Raw genomic sequence first — 22,791 nt, 5'->3', positions numbered from 1 at the left:
GCGCAGCGATGGCGCGGGGACGCGTGACGCATTAGGTTGCGGCGCTCCCCTCGCCTGCCGGAACACGCGTTTGCGCCTCTTCGCTCTTCTCCTCGGCCTGCTGTTCAGTTTGACGGGCGTTTCGGCGACCGTCGCCCAGCCGGTGCAGAGCCAGCCCACGGGCGTCGTCGCCTTCGGACCGCAGCGGACCGAGCGGATCGAGGCCGAACTGGTCCCGATGTCGCAATGGGTCGCGCCCGGTTCGACGATCGTGGTGGCGGTGCGCCAGAAGATCGCGCCCGGCTGGCACACCTATTGGCGCAATCCGGGCGACAGCGGCGGTGCGACCAGCCTGATCTGGACCCTGCCCGCCGGGGTGACCGCCGATCCGATCCTGTGGCCCCTGCCCAGCCGCCAGCGGCTGATGAGCCTGATGAACTATGGCTATTCGGGCGCGGTGCTCTTGCCCGTGCCGATCCATGTGCCGCCGACGGCGCAGCCTGGCGAAGTGCTGACCCTGACGACGGATGTGCTGTTCCTGGTGTGCAGCGACCAGATGTGCGTGCCCGAGCCGATGACCCTGTCGCTGGCCCTGCCGGTGCGCGAGGGCGCAGCGCCCCTGGCCAAGCCGTGGGGTGAGGAGATCGAACAGCTGGTCGAAACCGCGCCGCGCCCGGCCGGGATCGAGGCGCGCGTCACGCGTCAGGGCGGCCAGCTGATCCTGACCGCGATCGGCGGGCCGCTATCTGGTGACGAGGCGGGCGCCGACATCGGCCAAGTCTATTTCTATCCTTTCGACGGCGGGCGGATCGACCATGCGGCGGCCCAGTCGGGCCAGCGGGGTCCGAACGGCCTGACACTGACGCTGACGGCCGGCAAGGATGCCACGCAGACGGCGCTGAGCGGGGTCGTGGCGACCGACAAGGGCGCGTGGGAGATCACGGCGGAGCCGGGCGCGCCTCTGGCGGGCGCCCAAGGCGGCGCGGCGCTGAAGCCGTTGGACGAGACCACGGCCACGCCGGCGAAGACCGGCGCTTTGGTCTTTCTTCAAGCGCTGGGCCTGGCGCTGCTGGGCGGGCTGGTGCTGAACCTGATGCCGTGCGTCTTCCCGGTTCTGGCGATGAAGGCTGCGTCGCTGTCGGCGGCGGCGCATGATCCGGCGCGGGCCCGGCGCGACGGCCTGGCCTTCACCGCCGGGGTGCTGGTCAGCTTCTTGGTTCTGGCCGGCGCCCTGCTGGCGCTCAGGGCGGCGGGTCAGGCGATCGGCTGGGGCTTCCAGCTTCAGTCGCCGGGCGTGGTCGCGGCCCTGGCCCTGGTCATGCTGCTGGTCGGGCTGAACCTGTCGGGCGTCTTCCATGTGGGCGCCGGATTGCAGAACGCGGGGTCCGGCCCCCTGTCGCGCCTGCCCGGTGCGGCAGGCGCCTTCTTCACCGGAGTTCTGGCCGTGGTCGTCGCAGCGCCCTGCACCGCGCCCTTCATGGCCGCAGCGCTCGGCGCGGCACTGGTCCTGCCCTGGCCGATGGCGCTGGCCGTGTTTCTGATTCTGGGGCTGGGCCTGGCCCTGCCCTATCTGGCGATCAGCCTGTCGCCCGGCCTGCTGTCGCGCCTGCCGCGACCGGGCGTCTGGATGGAGCGGCTGAAGGGTCTGCTGGCCTTTCCCATGTATGGGGCGGCGCTGTGGCTGCTGTGGGTGTTCACGCGACAGGGCGGCGTCGACGCCTTGGGCCTGCTGCTGACGGCGGCGCTGCTGCTGGCCCTGGCGGCCTGGCTGACGGGTCTGGCGCAAGCGGCGCGCCAGCGTGATGAACGGCCGATCCTGACCACGATCTGCGCGATCGTCGTCGGCGTTCTGGCGCTGGGCCTGGCAGGCGTTGCGGCCGGCGCAGCGCGGGATGCGGACGCCGCGCCGCAAGGCGACACCGGCCCGCTGGCGGCCCAGCCCTGGTCGGCGGCGGCAGTGAGTGCAGCGACCGCGTCGGGGCGACCCGTGCTGGTCAATCTGACCGCCGACTGGTGCGTGACCTGCAAGATCAACGAGCGCGCCGCCCTGTCTTCGCCCCGTGTCGCCAAGGCGATGCGGGATGCAAACGCGGCCTATCTGGTCGGCGACTGGACCCGGCGCGACGACGCCATCACGCGGGAGCTTCAAGCGCACGGGCGATCGGGCGTGCCGCTGTATCTGCTGTATCGACCGGGTCGGACCGAGCCGGAAATCCTGCCGCAGCTCCTGACCGAGGGCGTGGTCGTGGATGCGCTGAAGGATTGAGCGTCAGCTCAGGAACCGCTGCACCGCCGCCAGAAACCGCTGCGGCTGCTGCATCATCACCTGGTGCTCGGCGCCTTCGATCCGCTCGAACCGCACCGGGCGCGCCAGCCCTTCGAACCCGTAGCGATACAGACCCTCCAGCCGGTTGCGGGGAGCGTCGGGATCGCGGGTCCAGCCATAGACGACGGTGACCGGGGCGGTGATCTCAGAAAGGCGGGGGCGCAGATCGACGGTCAGGGCCTCATACAGACCTTGGGCCAGGACGCGCCGGTCGCCGCCCTGAAGCCCCAGCCCTTCAAACACCATGTCGCCGGCCAGACCCATGTCCACGCCAAAGGCCGCGACCTGGGACTTCAGCGCCTGATCGCCGAACAGGAGCAGGGCCTGATAGCCCAGCCGGGCCAGGGGCTCGACCTGATCCGATGTGGTGCGCGCGTCGATCAGGGACGGGAAGAAGGGGGAGGAATCGACCACCATGACGCGCCCGATCCGGTCGCCCATATCGGCGGCGACGCGCAGGGCGATCTGGCCGCCCAGCGAATGGCCGATCACCGCGGGATGATCGATGCGCTGCTCGCGGATGTAGCGTTCGATCTCGCTGGCGGCGGGGCCGGCCAGACCGCCGCTGACATTGTCGCCGATCTGGGTCTCGCCAAAGCCACGCAGGGTGACGAGATGCACCCGGTAGCGGTCATCCAGCCGATCCGCCGTCGATCGCCAGGCCGAGCCCGTCGAGCCCAGGCCGGGGATGAAGATGATGTCCGGCCCCCGCCCGCGCGTCTCGACGATGATGCGGCTGGAGCTGAAGGCCGGAGCCTGAGCTTGGGTCTGAGCTTGGGCCTGGACGGCGACAGGGGCGAGAACGAACAGGGTCGCAAGGAGCGAGGCGAGGAGGCGGATCATCATTCGCCCCTAACGCCCGATCACGGCGATCGGTTGACCCGCGCCTGCGACCTATCGCCCCTTGAACTCGGGTTTGCGCTTTTCGACGAAGGCGGACATGCCCTCCTTCTGGTCCTCGAAGGCGAACAGGGAGTGGAACAGGCGGCGTTCGAACTGGACGCCTTGGGTCAGGGTTGTCTCCAGCGCGGCGTTGACCATCTCCTTGTTGGCCATGATCGCCAGGGGGCTTTGCGAGGCGATCTTGGCGGCGATCTTGCGCGTTTCGTCCAGCAAGGTTTCGTGCGGGAAGACGCGCGAGGCCAGACCAGCGCGTTCCGCTTCCGCCGCATCCATCATCCGGGCGGTCAGGACCATGTCCATGGCCTTGGACTTGCCCACCAGACGGGTCAGGCGCTGGGAACCGCCGATGCCCGGCGCGACGCCCAGGTTGATCTCGGGCTGGCCGAACTTCGCCTTGTCAGAGGCGACGATGAAGTCGCACAGCATGGCCAGTTCGCAGCCGCCGCCCAGGGCGAAGCCGTTGACCGCGGCGATGATCGGCTTTCTGAACCGGGTGATGCGGTCGTGGCCGAGGGCGAAATAGTTGCCCGTGTACATCTGGGCATAGGTCTGGTCCGCCATCTCCTTGATGTCGGCGCCGGCGGCGAAGGCCTTTTCGCCCGAGCCGGTCAGGATCAGGCAGCGCACGCTGTCGTCCTGTTCGACGCTGTCGAGGAAGTCGGCCAGATCCTTGAACAGGGCCGCGTTCAGGGCGTTCAGCGCCTCGGGCCGGTTCAGGGTCACCACCGCATAGCCGTCGGCGTGGCGTTCGATCAGCAGGTTGGAATAGGCGTCGGCCATGGTCGGTCTCCTTTGACGGCGGTCATACAGGCGCGAGGCGGGCCCCGCTAGCGCAGGCGCTACCGTCGGGGCATCAGGGCCAGGGTCAGGGCGGCGCGGAACAGTTCGACCACGACCACCATGCCCAGCAGCAGATTGGCGGCGATCACCTGGCCCCGCGCGCCCGACAGGTCCAGCGTCCAGCCGAAGACGGACGACAGGGCAAGCATCAGCGCCGAGATCAGGACCAGGCCGACCAGCAGCATCAGGGCGACATGACCCGCCTTCAGCGCCGCCTGAAGCGTCGGCCCCTCGTCCAGCACGCGGGCGCGGCGGCGCAACAAACCAGCGATCAGGCCGGTGGCGGCGGCCTCGGCGACGGCGGCGACGACCAGGGCGGCGACGAACCACCAGATCAGGTCGCCCAGATCGCCGGTGCGCAAGCTTTGGACGAAGTGGACGAAATAGGCGCCCCAGACCAGGACGCCGACGATCAGACTGATCCACAGGTGGATTTTGCGCATGGGTCGGACCTCGAAGGCTTATCGCTTCTGGCAGGAGGGGCAGTAGAAGGTGGAACGGCCGCCCTGGACGATGCGGGCGACCACGCTGGTGCATTTATCACCACGGCAAGGCTCGCCCTCGCGGCCGTAGACGTCGAAGCGGTGCTGGAAATAGCCCTGGCCGCCCTCAGCGTTGGCGAAGTCGCGCAGGGTCGAGCCGCCCGCCGCGATGGCGTCGTTCAGGACGTTGCGGACCTCGGTCGCCAGACGCTCCAGCCGCGCCTTCGACACCGATCCGGCCGCGACCAGGGGCGAGATGCGGGCGCGGTACAGGGCCTCGCACACATAGATGTTGCCCAGGCCGGCGACGATCCGCTGGTCCAGCAGACTGACCTTGATGTTCTGCTTCTTGCCGGCGAAGGCCTCGACCAGATGGGCGCCGGAAAAGCCGTTGCCCAGAGGCTCGGGCCCCAGACCGGCGAACCAGGGATGGGTCTCGATCTGGTCGCTGGATATCAGGCCCATGAAGCCGAACCGGCGCGCGTCGGCGTATCCGATGCGGGTCGCCGCCCCATCGCGGATGGCGCAGCCGCTGAAATGTTCGTGCTTGCCGGCGATGGGCGCGGCCTCCTCGAACTCGCCCAGCAGGGTTCCGTCCAGGGTGAAGCGGCCGGTCATGCCCAGGTGGGTGATCCAGGTCTCGCCGGTCGACAGCGGCATCAGCAGATATTTGGCCCGCCGGTCGATCCGCAGCACCGTCGCTCCCTCCAGCCGCTCGACAAAGCGCTCGGGGAAGGGAAATCGCAGGTCGGGCCGGTTGATCCGGACCCGCGACAGCCGCGCGCCCTCCAGCACCGGCGTCAGGCCGCGTCGGACGGTTTCGACCTCGGGAAGTTCGGGCATGGCCCGGTCCTAGCCCGTCCGGCTCGCGGGGCCAAGCGGCGGGGGCGCCCGCATCTGACCGCGACCAGTTGCCGCCTGCGACAGAATGCGCTTACGTCCGCGCAAACGTGGGACCTCGCATATGACAGACGCCGCCGCCGCCCCCAAGGGTCGGCTAGAACTGACGCTCCGCGCCCTGGTGCTGGGCTGCCTGCTGGCGGTGATCTTCACCGCCGCCAACACCTATCTGGGCCTGCTGGTCGGCCTGACCTTCGCCTCGGCCATTCCGGCGGCGGTGATCTCGATGGCGGTGCTGCGGGCGTTCCGCACCTCGACCATCTGGGAGAATATGACCGTCCAGACCGTGGCCTCGGTCGGCGGGGCCATGAGTTCGATCATCTTCGTCCTGCCGGGCTTGGTGATGATCGGCTGGTGGCTGGAGTTTCCGTTCTGGCAGTCGGTGGCGATCTGCATCCTGGGCGGCGTGCTGGGCGTGACCTTCTCGATCCCGCTGCGCCGAGCGCTGGTCGTCAACGGCGGCCTGCCCTACCCCGAAGGCGTCGCCGCCGCCGAGGTGCTGAAGGTCGGGTCGCGCGGGGCCGAACAGACCGAAAGCGCGGTGCGCGAGAACAAGTCGGGCCTGTGGGTCGTGGTCGCCGGCGCCGTGGTGTCGTCAGGCTACGCCCTGCTGGTCGCGGGTCGGGTCTTTGCGGGCGAAGCGGCCAAGTTCTTCAAGCTGCCGGCCGCGCTGGGCGGCGGGGCCACCGGCATGGGCTTCGGCATGCAGTTCGCCCTGCTGGGCGCCGGGCATCTGATCGGCCTGACGGTCGGTCTGGCGCAGCTGTTCGGCCTGGTGCTGGCCTGGGCCATCGCCGTGCCGATCCTGACCAGCCCGGACACCATCGCGTGGCTGACGGCGCACGGCATTCCGTCGATCGCCTCGACCCTGCCCGCCGGGGCGCCGGCCGAAGAGCTGGCGACCACCGTCTGGGCGCGCGAAGTGCGGTTCATGGGCGCGGGCGTCATCGGCGTCGCCGCCATCTGGACCCTGATCAAACTGGCCGGTCCGCTGATCGGCGGCCTGACCTCTGCGCTGGCCGCCAACGCCAAACGCGCCCACGGCGAAGTGCTTGAGCGCACCGAACAAGATTTGCCGATCAAACTGGTGGGCGGCGTGTCGGTCGCCTGCCTGGTCGGCATCGCCGGCCTTCTGGCCTGGTTCGCCCAGAGCGCCCCGGCGCTGGCGGGCTCGACGCCGCTCCTGGTGATCGGCGGCCTGGTCTATGTGGTGCTGATCGGTTTCGCCGTGGCGGCCATCTGCGGCTACATGGCCGGTCTGATCGGCTCGTCGAACAGCCCCGTGTCGGGCGTCGGCATCCTGGCCATCGTCATCGCCTCGCTGCTGATGCTGGGCGTCATGGCCGTCGCCGGCGTGCCGGCCGATCCGTCGATCATCGCCTTCGCCCTGATCGTGACGGCGGTCGTCTTCGCCGTCGCCGTCATCGCCAATGACAACCTTCAGGACCTGAAGACGGGCCAGTTGGTCGAGGCCACGCCGTGGCGCCAGCAGGTGGCGCTGATCGTCGGCGTCGGCGCCGGCGCCTTGGTGATCCCCTTCATCCTGAACCTGCTGAACCAGGCCTTCGGCTTCGAAGGCGGCCCGCCCGCCATCGTGGAAGGCGCCAAGACCCTGGCGGCGCCCCAGGCGACCCTGATCTCGGCCCTGGCGCGCGGCGTCATCGGCGGCGACCTGCGCTGGGACCTGATCGGTCTGGGCGCGGCGATCGGCGTGGTCATCATCGTGCTGGACGCGGTGGTGTCGAAGGCGACCAAGGGCAAGGTCAAACTGCCGCCGCTCGCCGTCGGCATCGGCTTCTATCTGCCGGCTGCGGTGACCACCATGCTGGTCATCGGCGCCGTCGCCGGCTGGATCTATGACAAGGCGGTCTCGTCCACCCGCTACGCCGACGTGGCGCGGCGGATGGGCGTGCTGCTGGCCTCGGGCCTGATCGTGGGCGAGAGTCTGTTCGGCGTCTTCACCGCCGGCGTCATCGTGGCGACCAGGGACGACGCGCCCTTCGCCATGCTGCCCGAGGGTTCGGCCTGGCCGGCCATACTGGCGGGCATCGTCGGCTTCGCCGTCGCGGTGTTCGGCTTGTACGCCTGGACGCGCAGCCGGGCTTCGAAGGTCTAGGGGCGGACTGGCGCCTCTCCCTCCCCTGCGGGGGAGGGTGGCTGAGCCGAAGGCGAAGCCGGGTGGGGGCGGCAGGGCGACACGTCGCAAGTCTGTCTTAGGTTGAACAGATGCGGCCTTGCCGGCCGCCCCCGCCCGGTCGCTAGCGCGACCACCCTCCCCGGAACGGGGAGGGAAAAGCTGGCTCAGGCGCGCGTGGCGACCATCATGTAGTTGATGCCCGCATCGTCGGTCTGGCTCCATCGGTCGTGTAGCGGGTCGTAGTTCAGGCCATAGGGCCCCTCGACCGTCACCGGCTCGGCGGCCAGCATCGTGCGGATTTCCTCAGGCTTCAGGAACTGGCGCCAGTCGTGGGTTCCGGCGGGAACCCAGCGCAGGATGTATTCCGCCGCCACCTTGCCCAGGGCCAGCGACTTCAGCGTGCGGTTCAGGGTGGCGACCATCATCACGCCCCCCGGCCGGAGCAGGCGCGAACAGGCGCGCACGAAGCCCTCGGGATCGGCGACGTGTTCGATCACCTCCATCGTCAGGACCACGTCGAACGGCCCTGCCCCTTCCGCCTCGATCTGTTCGACCGTGGCGGCGCGATAGGCGATATCCAGCCCGACCATGTCCGCGTGGGCGCGGGCGGTGCCGATGTTCTCGGACGAGGCGTCGATGGCGGTGACCTCAAAGCCCATTCTCCGCATCGGCTCGGCGATCAGTCCGCCGCCGCACCCCACGTCCAGCAGGGTCAGACCTTCGAAGGGCGCGCGCGCCTTCGGATCGCGAACCAGCCGCGTGCAAAGCTGTTCGCGGATCAAGGCCAGCCGCGCGGGATTGAAGCGGTGCAGCGGCGCGAACGGCCCGTGCGCATCCCACCATTCGGCCGCCTGGGCCGAGAAGCGCGCCACGTCGGCGGGGTCGATCGATGCGCCGAACGCCGTTTCGGGCGAATTTTGCGAAAAACCATGCCCCTGTTGGGGTAGGCGAGACGGAGCGGCGCCGTTAGAAGCGGTCATGACGCGAGGGATGAACCTTCGCGCCCTTTCACGCAAGCAGGGGGCGGAACGCCACGATGACGCGGCCCGATACGACACGACTGGTGATGAAGTTCGGCGGCACCTCGATGGGCGACCTCGAACGCATTCGGCGTGCGGCGCGGATCGTCGCGGCCGAAGTCTCGGCGGGCAAACAGGTCGCCGTCGTCGTCTCCGCCATGGCGGGCAAGACCAACGAACTGGTCGCCTGGACGGACGGCGCCGGACCGGCCGCTGCAGGCCTGCCGCTCAGCGACGACGAATATGACGTGGTGGTCGCCTCGGGCGAACAGGTGACCTCGGGCCTGTTGGCCGCGACCCTGCGCAACATGGGCTTCAACGCCCGCTCGTGGATGGGCTGGCAGGTGCCGATCCTGACCGACGACGCCCACGCCCGCGCCCGCATCATCGACATTCCCGGCGAGAAGCTGGGCGCCGCCGTCGACGCCGGCGAGATCGCCATCGTACCCGGCTTCCAGGGCGTGACGGCGGACGGCAAGATCACCACCCTGGGACGCGGCGGTTCGGACACCTCGGCGGTCGCCGTGGCGGCGGCCCTGGGCTGCCCCTGCGACATCTATACCGACGTGGACGGCGTCTATACGACCGACCCGCGCATCGAGAACCGCGCGCGCCGCCTGGCCAAGGTGTCCTACGAAGAGATGCTGGAAATGGCGTCCCTGGGCGCCAAGGTGCTGCAGACCCGCTCGGTCGAGTTGGCCATGGCTAAACAGGTGCCGGTCCGCGTCCTTTCAAGCTTTATCGAACCCGACGCGAATGGCGTCATGCCCGACAAGGGTGGAACCCTGATCTGCGACGAGGAGGAGATCGTGGAAAAACGTATCGTGTCCGGTGTGACCATGAGCCGTGACGAGGCCCGCATCACCCTGCTGGGCCTGTCCGACCGGGTGGACGCCCCCGCCGACGTCTTCACGCGCCTGGCCGAGGCCAACGTCAACGTCGACATGATCGTGCAGAGCCAGTCGCGCACCGCCGGAACGGTCAACCTGACCTTCACGACCGGCCGTCGCGACGCCGTGCGCGCGGCCGACCTGATGACCGCCGCCAAGGAGCAGCTCGGCTTCGAGGAAATCCGCGTCGACGAGGACGTGGCCAAGGTTTCGGTTGTCGGCGTGGGCATGCGCAGCCATGCGGGCGTCGCCCAGACCATGTTCAAGGCCCTAGCCGACAAGGGCGTGAAGTTCCAGGCGATCTCGACCTCCGAGATCAAGATCAGCGTGCTGATCGACGCCGCCTACGCCGAGCTGGCCGTTCGCGCCCTGCATTCGGCATATGGGCTGGACGCGGTATAGGGTGATTTCAGAAGGCGCCTAGGCGCCGGGGCGCGGGAGACATGATGCCGGCAGGCGGCGCGATGACCAGAGGACCCCGGATCCTCCTGCGCCAGATCCGCGAGGCTCTGGGCGGGGCCGGCGCGGGCGCGACGCCGGCGCAGGACCGGCTGAACATGGTCGTCAAGATCATCGCCCGGTCGATGGTCGCCGAGGTCTGCTCCATCTATCTGCGTCGCGCGTCAGGCGAGCTCGAGCTGTTCGCCACCGAGGGTCTGAACCCCGACGCCGTGCACAATACCCGGCTGCGGCCCGGCGAGGGCCTGGTCGGCGAAGTGGCGCGGATGGCCCAGCCCATCAGCCTGTCGGACGCCCCGTCGCACCCGTCCTTCTCCTATCGCCCCGAGACGGGCGAAGACCCCTATCACGCCTTCCTAGGCGCCCCGCTGCTGCGCGGCGGTCGGGCCATCGGCGTTCTGGTCGTTCAAAACCGCACTGAGCGGCGCTATGACGAGGAAGAGGTCGAGGACATCCAGACCATCGCCATGGTCTTGTCCGAAACGGTGTCGTCGGGCGAACTGCTGGCGCTGGACGAGTTGCGCGACGTGGAGCTGGCGCCGCACCGGCCCGAGCGGCTGAGGGGTCAGAAGTTCGCCGACGGCCTGGCTTTCGGCCATGTGGTTCTGCACGAGGCGCCGCTGGCGCCCGAACGCCTGCTATCCGACGACCCGGCGATGGAGGAGGCGCGGCTGAAGCTGGCGCTGGCCACGCTGAAGAGCGGCCTGGACGTCATGCTGGACAAGGGCCAGGGCCTGGCCGGTCCGTCGTTCGAGGTTCTGGAAACCTATCGGATGTTCGCCGACGACCGGGGCTGGAACCGGTCGCTGGAAGAGGCGGTGAGGAACGGTCTGACGGCCGAGGCGGCGGTGGACCGGGTCAGGAACGAACACCGCGCCCGCTTCGCCCAGGCGCGCGACCCCTATATCCGCGAGCGGCTGCACGACTTCGAGGACCTGGCCAACCGGCTGCTGCGGGTGCTGGCGGGCGACAAGCCGGGCGAGCGCGAACTGCCCGACGACGCCATCCTGGTGGCGCGCAACCTGGGCCCCGCCGACCTCCTGGAATATCCGCGCGACAAGCTGAAGGGGCTGTTGCTGGAAGAGGGCTCGGCCGCCAGCCACGCCGCCATCGTCGCCCGCGCGCTGCAGATCCCGTGCGTCGGCCGTCTGATGGGCCTGCGCGACCGGCTGTCGGAAGGCGACATGGTCATCGCCGACGGCGAGACCGGCGAGACCTATCTGCGTCCCCGCCCCGACATGCTGGAGGCCGTGCAGTCGCGCATGGCCGTGCGCGAACAGCGCCAGGCCGAGTTCGCCCAGCTGCGCGACGTGCCGGCCGTGACCCTGGACGGGCAGCGGATCACGGTCCTGACCAACGCCGGGCTGGCGGTCGATCTGGAAAACATGATCGAGACGGGCGCCGAGGGCATCGGCCTGTTCCGCACCGAATTCCAGTTCATGGTCTCGGACGAACTGCCGCGGCTGGACGCCCAGACGGCGCTCTACAAGCTGGTGCTGGACGCGGCGGGCGACAAACCCGTGACCTTCCGCACCCTGGACATCGGCGGTGACAAGGTCCTGCCGTATCTGGAAGCCGAGCGCGAAGAGAACCCCGCGCTGGGCCGCCGCGCCATCCGCCTGGGTCTGGACCGACCGTCGCTTTTGCGAATGCAGCTTCGGGCGCTGCTGGCGGCGGGGGCCGGGCGCGAACTGCGCGTCATGTTCCCGATGATCGCCACGGTGGACGAGTTCCGGGCCGCGCGCGAGCTGGTCGATATCGAATGCGCTTGGGCGCGGCGTCGCGGGCGCGCTTTGCCCGCCCTGCTGCGCGTCGGGGCGATGGTCGAATGCCCGTCGTTGCTGTGGCATCTGGACGCCCTGCTGCCGCTGACGGATTTCGTCTCCATCGGCACCAACGACCTGTTCCAGTACATGTACGCGGCCGACCGGACCAATCCACTGGTGTCGGATCGCTACGACCCGCTGTCGCCGCCGACCCTGCGTGCGCTCCAGACCATCCAGAAGGCCTGCGCCGACACCGGCACGCCGGTCTCGATCTGCGGCGAACTGGCGGGGCGGCCGCTGGAGGCCTTTGCCCTGATCGTGCTGGGCTTCACCCGACTGTCGGCGCCGGCGGGCGGTGTCGGGCCGGTCAAGCGGATGATCCTGTCGGCGGACCTGAATGCGGCGCGGCGCGGCATGGCCAATCTGCTGAACCTGTCCACCGGCTCGGTTCGTAACGAGATCGAATCCCTGGCGCGCAAGCTGAACGTCGCGGTCTGATCGCAGCCGTCTGGACGCACGGGCGGCGTTGCTGGTCGGCGCGCAATCGTCTATCTCGGGCCCTGTGAACGGCGCGTCGGCGCTGTGTTTCCCGGACATGGGGTCAGGCGTCATGACGCTGAATGCGGGGGTCGCCCCCGAGGCGATCGAAAGCATTGCGGACCGGCCCGATCCGACGGCCGCCTTCGTCGACGCCGCGACCCTGGGCGACGGTTTTCGCGCCGCCCGCGAGCGGTCGGGCAAGTCGGCGGCCGAACTGGCGGCCGAGACCAAGGTGCATCGCCGGTTCCTGACCGCCCTGGAGCAGAACGACTGGTCGTCCCTGCCCTCGCGGGTCTTCGCCCTGGGCTATGTGCGGGCCTATGCCTCGGCCCTGGCGCTGGACGAACAGACCGCCGTCGAGCGGTTCAAGCGCGAGAGCCCGGACACCTCCGTACCGCTGAAGGCACCCATCGGCATCGCCTTCGAGGACGTGAAACGCCATTCGCCGCGCATCGTCGCCGGCATCGCCGCCGTGGTGGTCGCTGTTATCGGCTGGAACGTGTTCCAGCGCGCCAGCCTGCATCAGACCGCCCATCCGTCCGATATCGCCGCCGTGCCAAAGACATGGACCGGGGCGGCCGATCCGGATCCACAGGTCGCGCTCAGCGCGCCCATGTCCGCCCCGCCCGACCAGACGACGCCGGCCCTCTACATCACCCCGGGATTGGAAGCCGAACTCACCGGTGTCGATCCGACCGATCCGGCCGTGATCGCCGCCGCCGCCAATCCCGAGCCGGTGCAGAAGGCGTTCAACCCCCGCGGGGCCGTCTATGGCGCCTCGGCCAACGCCTCGATGGTGGTGATCCAGGCCAAGACGGCCGGCGCCCTGGTCGTTCGGCTGGGCGACGGTCAGGCCCTGTTCGCGCGTCAGATGGCGCCGGGCGAGGCCTGGCGCGCGCCCATCGGCGTGGCGGCGACGGTGGACGTGTCCGACCCGGCCGCCTTCGACGTCTTCCTGAACGGCGAATACGGCGGACCGCTGGCCGGCGTGCTGACGCCATTGGCCCAGTTGAACAGCCGCGCGGACCAAGCGGCCAAGGCGCTGGCCGCCAGCCAGGCGCGCGCCCAGGCCCAGGCTCAGGCCGCCCAGGCCCGGACCCAGGCGGCCACGACGCCAGGGGCGACGCCCTCCCACGCGCCCGCGTCCTCTTCACCCGCCCCTGCGCCGAACTGATACGTCGGCCGTGGTCCCGCCGTCATCATCGGCCTATATGATGCTCCCATGAGCGACCACACCCACGTCCGACCCTGGCGCCACATCGAGCGTCGCAAGAGCCGCCAGATCCGCGTCGGCTCCGTCCTAGTGGGCGGCGACGCCCCGATCAGCGTCCAGTCGATGACCAATACGCCGACGACGGACGCGGCGGCGACCATCGACCAGATCCGTCAGCTGGAAGAGGCCGGCGCCGACATCGTGCGCGTCTCCTGCCCCGACGTGGAATCGACCGCCGCCTTCAAGACCATCGTGCGCGAAGCCAAGGTCCCCTTGGTCGCCGACATCCACTTCCACTACAAGCGCGGCATCGAGGCGGCCGAGGCGGGCGCCGCCTGCCTGCGCATCAATCCGGGCAACATCGGTTCGGCCGACCGCGTCCGCGACGTCATCCAGGCGGCCAAGGACAATGGCTGTTCGATGCGGATCGGCGTCAACGCCGGTTCGCTGGAAAAGGAGCTGCTGGAAAAATACGGCGAGCCTTGCCCCGACGCCATGGTCGAAAGCGCCCTGAACCACGCGCGCATCCTGCAGGACCACGACTTCCACGAGTTCAAGATTTCGGTGAAGGCGTCCGACCCCTTCCTGACCGTCGCCGCCTATCAGCAACTGGCCGAGGCGATCGACTGCCCGCTTCACCTGGGCGTGACCGAGGCCGGGCCGCTGCGCACCGGCACCATCAAGTCCGCCATCGGCCTGGGGTCGATGCTGTGGGCCGGGATCGGCGACACGATCCGCGTCTCGCTGGCCGCCGATCCGGTCGAGGAGATCAAGGTCGGCTTCGACATCCTGAAGTCGCTGGGTCTGCGCCACCGGGGGGTCAACATCATCGCCTGCCCGTCCTGCGCGCGTCAGGGCTTCAACGTCATCGAGACGGTGGCGGTGCTGGAAGAGAAGCTGGCCCATATCTCGACGCCGATGAGCCTGTCGGTGATCGGCTGCGTCGTAAACGGACCGGGCGAGGCTCTCTATACCGACATCGGCTTCACCGGCGGAGGCAAGGGCGCGGGCATGATCTATCTGAACGGCAAGATCGCCCACAAACAGGCCAACGACGGCATGATCGACCACATCGTCGACCTGGTCGAACAGAAGGCCGCCGAACTGGACGCCGTACGCGCGGCGGAGCTTCAGGCGGCGGAGTAGGCGGCGGAAGCCGCTTATGCAGAGAGGCGATGCCGGCGATACTCTGAAATCCAAGTCGAAATTGGATCGCGGAGGGTGCGAGCCCGCCGCCGTTTTTCTCTTCAGATCACCTTGAACAGACGCAGGGCCTGATAGCCGGCGGACAGGAGCACCACGGCGCCGACGCCGTAGGTCAGGGCGCGACGCGGGGCGATGCGGGCGATGACGCCGGCGAAGGGGGCGGCGATCAGGCCGCCGATAATCAGGCCCAGCACTGCCATGGCGTGGGTGGAGAAGCCCTCGGCGTCCTGCCAATGTCCGGTCAGCAGGGCGACCAGGAAGGTCGCGGAAATGGCGGAGGTGACGAAGAACTCCGCCGTATTGGTGGTGCCGATCGACACGCGCGGATCTTGACCCGTCCCCACCAGGGTGGTGGTGACCGTGGGTCCCCAGCCGCCGCCGCCGATGGCGTCGAAGAAGCCGCCGACCAGACCCAGAGGGCCGGCGAACTTGCGCGGGAAGATTCGCTCGCGCGTCTGACGGGTGGCGCGCCAGATGATCACCACGCCCATGATGGCCAGATAGGTGGTGATGAAGGGCTTTAGCAGATCCCCGTCGATGCTGGTCAGGACGAAGGCGCCGAAACCGCCGCCGACGACGCCGCCCAGGGCCAGCGGCACGAACAGCTTCCAGTTCACGTTCTTGTTGACCGTATGGGACCCGGCCGACGCCGCCGTGGTGAAGACCTCGGCGGCGTGGACACTGGCGGACGCCGTCGCGGGCGGCACGCCGAACGACAGCAGGACGGTGGAGGAGATCACGCCATAGGCCATGCCCAGCGCCCCATCCACGATCTGGGCCAGAAAACCGACGGCGAGGAAGAGCAGGAAATCTTGCATGGCGGCCTCTGGAATAGGGGGCGAACGGTGCGGGCTATTTCCCTAGTCGGTCAATAGGAGAAGAAGTGACGGCGGCTTGCAGAAGGGTTCGCGCCTCGAAGACGGCGGCGATCGCGTCACGCCCGTCCTGAAGCACGGGCTGCAACGGACAGGTCTCGACATCCGGGCAGGTTTCGCAGGGGCCATGTGCGGTGCGCGAGGCGCAGGGCGCGAGGGCCAGCGGGCCTTCAAGCGCGCGGATCACGTCGGCGAAGCTGATGGCGTCGGCGGGCGCGCCCAGCGCATAGCCGCCCGCCCTGCCCCGCTTCGAGGCCAGCAGACCCTGACGGCGCAGATCCAGCAGAATGGCCTCCAGGAACTTTCGCGGAGCCGCCGCCGCCTCGGCGATCTCGGCGATGGTCGCGGGACCGCCGTCCGGCAGACCGGCCAGATGCACCATGGCGCGCAGGGCGTAGCGGGACCGGTTCGACAGCATGATCCGTGATCGCCCGCCTGCGCCTTAGACGCAAGCCGCGGTGGCTGGCCCGACCCTCAGGCGAGGCGCGCCACCGCCTCCAGAATCTGCGCGCTATTATAGGGTTTCAACACCAGGGCCTCGGCCATGTCCGCATTCTTCGCCGCGGCGGCGACATCGCCGGAAATGAAGATAACCCGCACGGCCCAGCGGTCGGTCAGGACGCGGGCCAGTTCCACCCCGGTCATCTCGCCCGACAGATTGATGTCCAGCAGGGCCGCATCGATGCTGTGCAGCGCAGCGGCGGCCTCGGCGGCAGCGGCGCTGTGGAACGGGCCGACGACATTGTGGCCCGCCTCGGTCAGCAGTTCGGTTAGAGAAGCGGCGGCGTCGGGATCGTCCTCGACCACCAGCAGGGTCAGGGCCTCGACTTCGGCCGGCGCCGTGGCGTCAAGCGGCGTCTGGCGGGTGACGACGGCGCGAAGGTCGCGCCAGACCTCGGTCGAGGGGCGGTCGGTGTCCAGATCATAGATGGCGGCCATGGCCTTCAGTTCGCGCGCGTCCTCGGGCGACAGGTCGCCGCCGTGCTCGGTCAGACGGCTGTCGTACAGGCGGCACAGGCGATCGACGCTTTCGGCGATCTCGGCGGCGTCCGGCTGCGACGGGAGCGGGCGATCGAACATGGCGTCCTCCTTACGGTTGTTCGATCTCAACTAATGGCTTTGAGCCGATTGCGTCACCGCGACTGACGCCATCGTGACCCGGCTGTGATCGCCGATCACAAGCGCGGCGCCGGCGCCGGCCCACGCCTCGATACGCCTGCAATCGACACGAGCCCCCCCGGCGGGTAAGGACGGCGCTCCGCTTTTTCTCAGGACATTTCCCTCTTGCGACTGCCCCAGGCCCGTCTCGATCAGGTGCTCGACCGTTTCCATGAGGTGGAGGCGCGCATGGGTTCGGCGACCGACGGCGCCGAGATCGTGCGGCTGTCCAAGGAGCACGCCGAGCTGAAGCCCGTCGTCGATGCGGTCCAGGGCTTGGCGCGCGCGCGCGCCGAAATGGCGGACCTGGAAACCATGACGGCCGATCCGGAAATGGCGGCGATGGCCGAAGAAGAGCTGCGGGCGCTGACGGACAGGCTGCCCGATCTGGAACGCGAGGTCGCCCTGCTACTGGCCCCGCGCGACGCCGACGAGAACGCCTCGGCCGTGCTGGAAGTGCGCGCCGGCACCGGAGGGGACGAGGCGGCCCTGTTCGCGGGCGACCTGTTCCGTATGTACTCGCGGTACGCCTCCACGCGTGGCTGGCGGATCGAGCTGGATTCGGCGACCGAAGGCGACGCCGGCGGTTATAAGGAAATCATCGCCACGGTGACGGGCGAAGGCGTGTTCGGCCGGCTGAAGTTCGAGAGCGGCGTTCACCGGGTCCAGCGCGTGCCGACGACCGAGTCGCAGGGGCGCATCCACACCTCCGCGGCGACGGTGGCGGTCCTGCCCGAGGTCGAGGACGTGGAGATCGAAATCCACGACAAGGACATCCGCATCGACACCTTCCGCGCGTCGGGCTCGGGCGGCCAGCACGTCAACACGACCGATTCCGCCGTGCGCATCACCCACCTGCCTACCGGCATCATGGTGACGTCGTCGGAGAAGTCCCAGCACGTCAATCGCGACAAGGCGATGAAGAACCTGCGCGTGCGCCTGTACGACATGCAGCGTCAGGCCAAGGACCTGGCCCGCTCGGACAGCCGCAAGTCCCAGGTCGGGTCGGGCGACCGGTCGGAGCGGATCCGCACCTACAACTATCCGCAAGGGCGGGTCAGCGATCACCGCATCAACCTGACCCTGCACAGCCTGCCCCAGATTATGGAAGGCGACATCGATCCGCTGCTGAACGCCCTGATCGCCGAGGACCAGGCGGCGCGTCTGGCCGACCTGGAAGCCGAGTTCGGTTGATCAGCCCAGGACGCCGGTCAGTGGCAGCCACAGCACCACGCCGGTGACGGCGGTATAGGCGGCGAAGGCATGCACCGACTTCAGCCGGCCGCTGGCCAGCGGGCTGTCGAGATCGGCGCGGTTGACCCACAGTAGATAGGCGGCCTGGATCGCCCAACCGGCGAGGAAGGCGACCACGGCCCAGGCGCTGAGTGCCGCCAGCGCGACGCCCGACATCAGGACCACCACGCCGCCCAGGGCGATCACGCCGTCTGCGATCTGATCGTCTGCGGGAACGGCGATGACGCCGGACAAGGCCCGTTGCAGACGCCAGTTGAGCCAGGCCTGATACAAAAGCATCAGTCCGCCCAAGACGTAAAACATCCCTATCGCGCGCGCCGCCCACTCCATGTCCGAAATAAGGCGCCATTTTCTGTGGTTGTAATCAGGGAAAATGCGACGCCGATTCGGATCGTTAACGACCGGCGCAAATTAGACACAACCGTTGGTCTGCGAGCGCGCCCGCTAAGCTTTGGCGGCCAAGGCGTTCTGGACCGCCGGACGCGCCTTCATGCGCTCGAAATGCCCCTGAACGCGAGGAAACTCGGCGATGTCCACGCCGTCGCTTTCCAGCCAGCCGGCGAAGGTGAACAGATAGGGGTCGGCGACCGTATAGGCGTCGCCCATCGCCCATTCGCCGGTCAGGTCCGCCTCGATCAGCGTGAATCCTTCGCGCATGTTCTGCGTGACCTTGGCCGCCATCGACGCCTGAGCGGCGGCATCGTCGCTCCAGCGCGCGGCGCGGCGACCGTGGGCGTGGGCGACGTGGACGGTGGTGGCCAGATAGAGGTTGAACGACTGCATCCGCGCAAAGGCGAAGGGATCGGTCGGCGCCAACAGGCCGGGCGGCGAAAGGGCGGCGATGTGCGCCAGAATGGCCGGGCTCTCGGTCAGGACGCCCTGATCGGTCGCGAGCGCAGGAACGCGCCCCTTGGGATTGATCGCCAGATACGCCGGCTCGCGTTGCTCGGCCTTGGCGAAGTCGACCGGATGAACCTCATAGGCAAGCCCGGACTCTTCCAGCGCGATATGGCTGGCCCGGCTGCAGGATCCGGTCGCGGCGTAGAGGGTCAGCATGGTCGCGCCTCGCAGCAAAGAAAAAGGCGGCGAGATCATCGCCGCCTTTCAGGAAATCAGAGGTCCAGCAGGGCCCGCGCCGGATCTTCCAGCAGTTCCTTGACCCGGACCAGGAAGGTCACCGCTTCCTTGCCGTCCACGATGCGGTGATCGTAGCTGAGGGCCAGATACATCATCGGGCGGATCTTGACCTCGCCGTTGATGGCCATCGGGCGCTGGACGATGTTGTGCATGCCCAGGATGCCCGACTGCGGCGCGTTCAGGATCGGCGTCGACATCAGCGAGCCATAGGTGCCGCCGTTGGTGATGGTGAAGGTGCCGCCCTGCATCTGATCCATGGTCAGCGAGCCGTCACGCGCGGCCTTGCCCAGGGCGCCGATGCCCTTTTCGATGCCGGCGAGCGACAGGGTGTCGGCATCGCGGAGCACAGGCACCACCAGACCCTTGTCGGTGCCGACGGCGACGCCGATGTCGTAGTGGTTCTTGTAGATGATGTCGGTGCCGTCGATCTCGGCGTTAACGGCCGGGATCTCATGCAGGGCCGCGACGACGGCCTTGGTGAAGAAGGACATGAAGCCCAGCTTCACGCCGTGTCGCTTTTCGAACACGTCCTTGTACTGGGCGCGCAGGGCCATGACGTTGGTCATGTCCACCTCGTTGAAGGTGGTCAGCTGGGCGGCGGTGTTCTGCGATTCCTTCAGGCGACGGGCGATGGTCTGACGCAGGCGCGTCATCTTCACCCGCTCTTCGCGCGGCTGGTCGGCGCGCGGGGCGGCGGGCGCGGCGGCAGGGGCCGGAGCCGAGGCCTGGCCGATGGCGGCGATGGCGTCGGCCTTGGTGATGTTGCCCTTCGGTCCCGTGGCGTTGATGGCCTTGGGATCCAGATTGTTCTCGCCGACCACGCGCTGAACGGCGGGCGACAGGGTTTCGTTCTTGGCGCCCGAAATCTGGGCCGAGCCGGTGTTGGCGGGCGCGGCGGCAGGGGCCGGAGCGGCGGCGGGAGCCGATGCGGCGGCGCCCGAACCCGAGCCCGACCCTGAGATTGAGCCGATCTTCTGGCCCGGAGTGACGGTCGCGCCTTCGTCGGCGGCGATGGTCAGAACGCCGTCAGCCGGGGCCGACACCTCGACCGCGACCTTGTCGGTCTCGATCTCGACCAGCAGTTCGTCCTTCTTGACCGTGTCGCCGTTCTTCTTGACCCACTTGCCCATCGAGCCCTCGGCGACGCTCTCGCCCATGACCGGCACGGTGATGTCGATCGCGGCGGCCGCGGCCGGAGCAGCGGCGGCCGGCGCGACCTTGGCGTCAGCCTTGGCGGCTTTTGCCGGCGCAGCGGCCGGAGCGGCGGCGGCGGACGCGCCTTCCGTCACCGAACCCAGGACCGTGCCGGGAACGACGTTGTCGCCCTCGGCCGCCTTGATGTCGCCCAGCACGCCGTCGGCGGGCGAGACGACTTCCAGCGAGACCTTGTCGGTCTCCAGCTCGACCAGCAGTTCGTCCTTCTTAACCGGATCACCGACCTTCTTGGTCCACTTTGCGATGGTGGCTTCGGTGACGGATTCACCGAGGGCGGGGGTCAGGATGTCGGCCATGTCAGGTCCAGCTCGTCTCTAGTCGGTCTTTTATACGTGTATCAGGCGAAGGCTTCGGTCGTGAAGGCTTCGAGTTCCTTCAGATGCCGGCTCATCAGACCGGCGGCGGTCGAGGCCGAGCCGGGACGGCCGACGTAGCGGGCGCGCTTGGCCTTCACGTCCAGCTTGTCCAGCGTCAGCTCCAGCCACGGATCCACGAAGGTCCAGCCGCCCATGTTCTTCGGCTCTTCCTGGCACCAGACCAGTTCGGCGTTGGGGAAGCGGGCCAGTTCCTTGCGCAGCGACTGGATCGGCCACGGATAGAACTGCTCCAGACGCAGGATGTAGACGTCGTCCACCGCCTGGCCGTCCTTGGCCTTCTTCTCACGCGCGTCCAGCAGGTCGTAATAGACCTTGCCCGAGCACAGGATGACGCGGCGGATGTCCTTGTCCGCCTTGATCGTGATGCCAGCGATCTCGGGCCGCGTCTGGGCGTCGTCGTGCAGGACGCGGTGGAAGGCCGAGCCCTCCGCCAGGTCCGCCATGGACGAGACCGCCTTCTTGTGACGCAGCAGCGACTTGGGCGTCATCAGGATCAGCGGCTTGCGGAACGGCCGGTGCATCTGGCGACGCAGGATGTGGAAGTAGTTGGCCGGGGTGGTGCAGTTGGCGACCTGCATATTGTCTTCGGCGCACTGTTGCAGGAAGCGCTCCAGACGGGCCGAGGAGTGTTCCGGTCCCTGGCCTTCATAGCCGTGAGGCAGCAGCATGGTCAGGCCGCTCATGCGCAGCCACTTGCGTTCGCCCGAAGAGATGAACTGGTCGATCACCACCTGGGCGCCGTTCACAAAGTCGCCGAACTGGGCTTCCCACATGACCAGCGTATTGGGGTCGGCCAGCGAATAGCCGTACTCGAAGCCCAGCACCGCTTCTTCGGACAGGGCGGAGTCGATGACTTCGAAATTGGCCTGGCCTTCGCGCAGGTTGTTCAGCGGGATGTAGCGCTCTTCGGTCGTCTGATCGATGATGCCCGAGTGACGCTGCGAGAAGGTGCCGCGCACCGAATCCTGACCCGACAGACGGATCGGAAAACCTTCATCAACCAGCGAGGCGAAAGCCAGGCTCTCGGCCGTGGCCCAGTCCAGGCCCTGACCCGAGGTGATGGCTTCGCGGCGACCGTCGATGACGCGCTTCAGCGTCTTGTGCATGTCGACGCTGTTGGGGATCGTGGTCAGGCGGTGGCCCAGGTCGGTCAGCTTGGCCAGCGGCACGGCGGTGTCGCCGCGCAGCTCGTCCTTGGGTGACTGGAAGCCCTGCCACTGGCCGTCCAGCCAGTCGGCCTTTTCGGCGGACCAGGTCTTGCCGGCCTCGAACTGCTCGTCGAGGAATTTCTCGAACCGCTCGACCTCGGCGTCCACCTCGGCCTGGCTGATCACGCCTTCGGCCACCAGACGCTGCGAATACAGTTCGCGGGTCGAGGGCTGGGCGCGGATCTTTGAATACATCAGCGGCTGGGTGAAGGTGGGATCGTCGCCTTCGTTGTGGCCGAAGCGGCGGTAGCAGAACATGTCCACCACCACGTCCTTGTGGAACTTCTGGCGGTATTCGGTGGCGACCTTGGACGCGAAGACGACCGCCTCGGGGTCGTCGCCGTTCACGTGGAAGATCGGCGCCTGGACCATCAGCGCGACGTCCGACGGATAGGGCGACGAGCGCGAGTTGCGCGGGCTGGTGGTGAAGCCGATCTGGTTGTTGATGACGAAGTGCAGCGTGCCGCCGGTGCGGTAGCCCTTTAGTCCCATCAAGGCGAAGCATTCCGCGACCACGCCCTGGCCGGCGAAGGCGGCGTCGCCATGGATCAGCAGCGGCACGACCTTCGAGCGGTCCAGCGCCCACTGGCCCTCGGGCACGCCCTCGTTGGCCTCGCGAATGTCGAACGCCTGTTTGGCGCGCGCCTTGCCCAGCACGACCGGGTTGACGATTTCAAGGTGGGACGGGTTGGCGGTCAGCGACAGGTGGACGTGGTTGCCGTCGAACTCGCGGTTCGACGAGGCGCCCATGTGATATTTGACATCGCCCGAGCCCTCGATGTCGCTCGGCACGGCCGAGCCGCCCTGGAACTCGTGGAAGATGACCTTGTAGGGCTTGCCCATCACGGCGGCGAGCACGTTCAGGCGGCCGCGGTGAGCCATGCCCAGCACGACCTCGTCGACGCCC

19 protein-coding genes are annotated in these 22,791 nt (G+C 68.3%); 7 read left to right on the top strand and 12 right to left on the bottom strand.

The window, feature by feature from the left end:
- Positions 1-70: 70 nt before the first annotated feature.
- Positions 71-2,245: a thioredoxin family protein gene (locus RT123_RS00095; protein WP_313006843.1), complete on the top strand. Its 2,175-nt coding sequence runs from the start codon at positions 71-73 to the stop codon at positions 2,243-2,245.
- Positions 2,246-2,248: 3 nt separating this feature from the next.
- On the opposite strand, the gene RT123_RS00090 is transcribed toward RT123_RS00095, so the two are convergent.
- Genes RT123_RS00090 through mutM form a run of 4 tightly spaced genes read right to left on the bottom strand, consistent with a single transcriptional unit; the run spans position 2,249 to position 5,373 of the window.
- Positions 2,249-3,148, bottom strand: coding sequence for an alpha/beta hydrolase (locus RT123_RS00090; RefSeq protein ID WP_313006841.1), 900 nt, complete (start codon positions 3,146-3,148; stop codon positions 2,249-2,251).
- A gap of 51 nt (positions 3,149-3,199) precedes the next feature.
- Positions 3,200-3,988 carry an enoyl-CoA hydratase-related protein gene (locus RT123_RS00085; RefSeq protein WP_313006839.1) on the bottom strand — a complete coding sequence of 263 codons (789 nt, stop codon included), beginning with the start codon at positions 3,986-3,988 and terminating at the stop codon, positions 3,200-3,202.
- A 59-nt stretch (positions 3,989-4,047) separates the two neighbouring features.
- Positions 4,048-4,491 (bottom strand): hypothetical protein, encoded by a 444-nt coding sequence (locus RT123_RS00080; protein ID WP_313006838.1) that lies wholly within the window; start codon positions 4,489-4,491, stop codon positions 4,048-4,050.
- 18 nt (positions 4,492-4,509) lie between these two features.
- Positions 4,510-5,373 (bottom strand): bifunctional DNA-formamidopyrimidine glycosylase/DNA-(apurinic or apyrimidinic site) lyase, encoded by an 864-nt coding sequence (gene mutM / locus RT123_RS00075; RefSeq protein WP_313006836.1) that lies wholly within the window; start codon positions 5,371-5,373, stop codon positions 4,510-4,512.
- Positions 5,374-5,494: 121 nt separating this feature from the next.
- Here mutM and RT123_RS00070 point away from each other — a divergent pair, with 121 nt between their 5' ends.
- Positions 5,495-7,546, top strand: coding sequence for an OPT family oligopeptide transporter (locus tag RT123_RS00070; protein ID WP_313006834.1), 2,052 nt, complete (start codon positions 5,495-5,497; stop codon positions 7,544-7,546).
- 185 nt (positions 7,547-7,731) lie between these two features.
- Here the strand turns inward: RT123_RS00070 and ubiG are convergent, their stop codons facing one another.
- Positions 7,732-8,547, bottom strand: a complete 816-nt coding sequence (gene ubiG / locus RT123_RS00065; protein ID WP_313006832.1) for a bifunctional 2-polyprenyl-6-hydroxyphenol methylase/3-demethylubiquinol 3-O-methyltransferase UbiG — start codon at positions 8,545-8,547, stop codon at positions 7,732-7,734.
- 56 nt (positions 8,548-8,603) lie between these two features.
- On the opposite strand from ubiG, the gene RT123_RS00060 reads away from it, so the two are divergent.
- The 4 genes from RT123_RS00060 (at position 8,604) to ispG (ending at position 14,600) form a co-directional block, all read left to right on the top strand.
- Positions 8,604-9,878 (top strand): aspartate kinase, encoded by a 1,275-nt coding sequence (locus tag RT123_RS00060; protein ID WP_017505449.1) that lies wholly within the window; start codon positions 8,604-8,606, stop codon positions 9,876-9,878.
- Positions 9,879-9,940: 62 nt separating this feature from the next.
- Positions 9,941-12,199 carry a phosphoenolpyruvate--protein phosphotransferase gene (ptsP, locus tag RT123_RS00055; protein ID WP_409514876.1) on the top strand — a complete coding sequence of 753 codons (2,259 nt, stop codon included), beginning with the start codon at positions 9,941-9,943 and terminating at the stop codon, positions 12,197-12,199.
- Between the two features lie 112 nt (positions 12,200-12,311).
- The gene (locus RT123_RS00050; RefSeq protein ID WP_313006829.1) at positions 12,312-13,415 is read left to right on the top strand and encodes a helix-turn-helix domain-containing protein; all 1,104 of its coding nucleotides are present in this window, start codon (positions 12,312-12,314) and stop codon (positions 13,413-13,415) included.
- 48 nt (positions 13,416-13,463) lie between these two features.
- Positions 13,464-14,600 (top strand): flavodoxin-dependent (E)-4-hydroxy-3-methylbut-2-enyl-diphosphate synthase, encoded by a 1,137-nt coding sequence (ispG, locus tag RT123_RS00045; protein ID WP_313006827.1) that lies wholly within the window; start codon positions 13,464-13,466, stop codon positions 14,598-14,600.
- A 101-nt stretch (positions 14,601-14,701) separates the two neighbouring features.
- Here ispG and RT123_RS00040 read toward each other — a convergent pair whose 3' ends face one another.
- The 3 genes from RT123_RS00040 to RT123_RS00030 are packed head-to-tail and all read right to left on the bottom strand — an operon-like array spanning position 14,702 to position 16,615.
- Entirely contained in the window at positions 14,702-15,478 is a 777-nt protein-coding gene (locus RT123_RS00040) for a sulfite exporter TauE/SafE family protein (RefSeq protein WP_313006826.1), read from the bottom strand.
- Positions 15,479-15,512: 34 nt separating this feature from the next.
- Positions 15,513-15,953: an Rrf2 family transcriptional regulator gene (locus RT123_RS00035; RefSeq protein ID WP_292079045.1), complete on the bottom strand. Its 441-nt coding sequence runs from the start codon at positions 15,951-15,953 to the stop codon at positions 15,513-15,515.
- A gap of 56 nt (positions 15,954-16,009) precedes the next feature.
- Complete coding sequence (locus RT123_RS00030) at positions 16,010-16,615, bottom strand: response regulator (protein WP_313006824.1); 606 nt, start codon at positions 16,613-16,615, stop codon at positions 16,010-16,012.
- Positions 16,616-16,819: 204 nt separating this feature from the next.
- Here RT123_RS00030 and prfA point away from each other — a divergent pair, with 204 nt between their 5' ends.
- A complete protein-coding gene (prfA, locus tag RT123_RS00025; RefSeq protein ID WP_313006823.1) occupies positions 16,820-17,887 on the top strand; it encodes a peptide chain release factor 1 in 1,068 nt (355 codons plus the stop codon).
- On the opposite strand, the gene RT123_RS00020 is transcribed toward prfA, so the two are convergent.
- From RT123_RS00020 to RT123_RS00005, 4 genes are all read right to left on the bottom strand, one after another.
- Complete coding sequence (locus RT123_RS00020; protein WP_218015912.1) at positions 17,888-18,226, bottom strand: hypothetical protein; 339 nt, start codon at positions 18,224-18,226, stop codon at positions 17,888-17,890.
- Between the two features lie 165 nt (positions 18,227-18,391).
- Positions 18,392-19,003 carry a glutathione S-transferase family protein gene (locus RT123_RS00015; protein WP_313006821.1) on the bottom strand — a complete coding sequence of 204 codons (612 nt, stop codon included), beginning with the start codon at positions 19,001-19,003 and terminating at the stop codon, positions 18,392-18,394.
- Positions 19,004-19,059: 56 nt separating this feature from the next.
- Positions 19,060-20,595: a 2-oxoglutarate dehydrogenase complex dihydrolipoyllysine-residue succinyltransferase gene (gene odhB, locus RT123_RS00010; RefSeq protein WP_313006819.1), complete on the bottom strand. Its 1,536-nt coding sequence runs from the start codon at positions 20,593-20,595 to the stop codon at positions 19,060-19,062.
- 41 nt (positions 20,596-20,636) lie between these two features.
- On the bottom strand, positions 20,637-22,791 hold a 2,155-nt coding region (locus RT123_RS00005; protein ID WP_313006817.1), incomplete at its 5' end, for a 2-oxoglutarate dehydrogenase E1 component.

It is taken from the genome of Brevundimonas vesicularis (assembly GCF_032067225.1).
Classification (GTDB): Bacteria; Pseudomonadota; Alphaproteobacteria; order Caulobacterales; family Caulobacteraceae; genus Brevundimonas; species Brevundimonas vesicularis_F.
The sequence above is the reverse complement of the archived record's forward strand: the minus strand, read 5'-3'. Positions and strand labels throughout refer to the sequence as shown.